The 2,621-nt window shown below is 42.8% G+C and carries 3 protein-coding genes; all 3 read right to left on the reverse strand.

Annotated elements, in window-relative coordinates:
• Nucleotides 1-111 precede the first annotated feature (111 nt).
• Nucleotides 112-819 carry a transmembrane-type terpene cyclase gene (locus tag DP116_RS27775; RefSeq protein WP_169158189.1) on the reverse strand — a complete coding sequence of 236 codons (708 nt, stop codon included), beginning with the start codon at nucleotides 817-819 and terminating at the stop codon, nucleotides 112-114.
• A 357-nt stretch (nucleotides 820-1,176) separates the two neighbouring features.
• Nucleotides 1,177-2,403 (reverse strand): (E)-4-hydroxy-3-methylbut-2-enyl-diphosphate synthase, encoded by a 1,227-nt coding sequence (ispG, locus tag DP116_RS27780; RefSeq protein ID WP_169158190.1) that lies wholly within the window; start codon nucleotides 2,401-2,403, stop codon nucleotides 1,177-1,179.
• A gap of 37 nt (nucleotides 2,404-2,440) precedes the next feature.
• A partial coding sequence (locus DP116_RS28790; protein WP_211173557.1) for a hypothetical protein occupies nucleotides 2,441-2,621 on the reverse strand: 181 nt, incomplete at its 5' end.

Raw genomic sequence — 2,621 nt, forward strand, 5'->3', positions numbered from 1 at the left:
GCAATAATCGCGAATTATCTTTTTCCCTTTATTTTTGCAAAATTGGGATGCTCCCGTTTCGTTGTCCTCGCTCATTGGAGGCAATTCAGTTGAAGCCGGAAGGCGAGTAAATTAGTACCTTGCCCAAGGATTAATCTTGTTCTCCGTACATTTGCGATACAAAAGTATGATGTAAAGAACATCAAAAATGAAAGTGGTGGCATATAAAATTTTGATCAGCGGTGTTGTGGGATAGGTGTTGTCTACAAAAATTTCTGTTAAGAGGGTTTGAAGATTTAAAATTTTATTAACATCACCAGGTGCATCAAAAGATGAGCCTAAAAAGGCGAACAATGTAGCAAACCATTTGTAAATTGCTATGTAAATAGATTGTCCACTGATGTCATTGCGCCGAAGAAGCATACATACAAAGAGAATTGACATCATACAGTTCTGTCCAAAACCAGTATAGACTCCCTTTGTATCATTCAACTCGGAAGCAACTCCAAAAACAATAGGAAAAGCAATAGCTATAGCAGCTAAAAAAATTAACCTGAAATTATTCTTTGTTATTTGAGGCGGAAAATCTTTGTATCCATAAAGAAGGCATTGCCAAACAATTGGTATATCGAAGAGAAACCAAGCAATACTAGCGTATAGTAAAGCGTTACTAGGTGGTATATAAATGAATGAATAAATAGCTTCCCACGAAATGTTTGCACTAAGAGCCACCATTGGCATCCCCAATGAACGGTCTTTGAAGCCGCGCCAAACAATAGCCACATATGTGAATACCCAAGCAATGTCACAAATAGAGTTCAAAGTCGCGCCTGTAGTCATAACCTATACCTCCCAATCCTAAATAACATCTGCTAAAACTCTACTAGGTGTATATGCGCTAATAGTAACTCCTACCAAAAATGAACCATTTTCTAGCAAAGTTTCAGGTGTTTGTGTTCCATAAAAAAGACCTCATTTGATCGTAATTTATTCCAGGGTAGTCGTGTTAGAAGAGTTGAAGTCGCCAATCACAACTATCAAGTCCTGCTTCAGTTCACAAAGTTGAACTTAGTTTGTTGAAGTTACTGAGTGAGACCGAGTATACTTTTGAAGTTGAGGAAGTATTAATTTAGATTCATGAGGCTACACTTCCTCTTCTAACCACGACTAACTACATATCCAAATTTTCAGCCCGGTTTAAGGATCTACCCAACGCCCATCTTGTTTAATCAGATTAATCAACTCTTCGACGCCTTGAGATTCGGGGACTTTTTTGATTTCTTCTTTGCCACGATACAAAGAGATATAACCGGGCTGCTTACCAACATAACCGTAGTCAGCATCTGCCATTTCTCCAGGACCGTTGACAATGCAACCCATGACGGCGATATCTAGACCTGTAAGATGTTTGGTTGCTTCCCGCACTTTGTGCAGCACTTCTTCTAGGTTAAACAAAGTACGACCGCAGGAAGGGCAAGCAACATACTCCACCATCGTTTTCCTTAAACCCAGTGCTTGCAAAATGCTGTAGCACACAGGAATTTCTTTTTCTGGGGCTTCCGTAAGCGACGCCCGAATTGTATCTCCAATCCCTTCAGCTAAAAGTGTGCCAATCCCAGCGGTGGATTTGATGCGTCCGTATTCTCCATCACCGGCTTCTGTTACGCCCAGATGTAGGGGGTAATCTATACCTAGTTCATCCATCCGCTGTACCATCAGGCGATAAGCGGCTAGCATGACTGGCACCCGTGACGCCTTGAGAGAGATGACGAGGTTGTGGAAGTCTAGAGATTCACAAATGCGAATGAATTCCAATGCAGATTCTACCATACCCTCTGGAGTATCGCCATAGGTAAAGAGCATCCGCTCAGCAAGGGAACCATGGTTGACGCCAATCCGCATCGCTTTGTCTTGATCGCGCAGGGAAACCACAAGGGGTTCTAGAGTTTCACGGATTTTCTCGCCAATTTCGTCAAATTCGGCTTGGGTGTATTCAGTTCTGCTAGGTTTTGGCTTTTCAAATACATACAAACCTGGGTTAATCCGCACTTTATCAACATACTTTGCCACTTCCAAGGCAATCTTCATGCCATTGTGGTGTACATCAGCTGCTAGAGGCACAGGTAAGTAAGTTTCGACCAATTTCTGCTTGATTTCACTCAAGGCTTTAGCATGAGCCAGACTTGGGACGGTGACACGCACAATCTCACAGCCAATTTTGTGAAGGCGAACAATAGCAGCTACCGAACCTTCTACATCCAAAGTGTCTTCATTAATCATGGACTGCACCACCACAGGGTGACCACCACCAATGGTGACATGACCAACGCGAACGGGACGTGTTTTACGACGAACAATGGTGGTATCAACGGGAAGTTGACGAGAAGAAATGTTGACAGTAGTTGGAGATGGAAGAGTGAACATAGATTTTTGCCCTTGTGTGTCAAAATTTAGCTCAAGTTCAACACGAATGGCACGCTCGATAATAGCAAATCCTTGAGGTATCAGGTTTTAGGGTGTGGGGAATTAAGAAAAATGTTGCTTGTGCTAACGCCAGGAATTGAATGTCTTTTAACACTACACCCTTCTCCCCCTTGCCCCTAATCCCCAACGCCAGTCGCCTCAAGTCGGGAAACCCGCCC

The sequence above is a fragment of the Brasilonema bromeliae SPC951 genome (assembly GCF_012912135.1).
GTDB lineage: Bacteria > Cyanobacteriota > Cyanobacteriia > Cyanobacteriales > Nostocaceae > Brasilonema > Brasilonema bromeliae.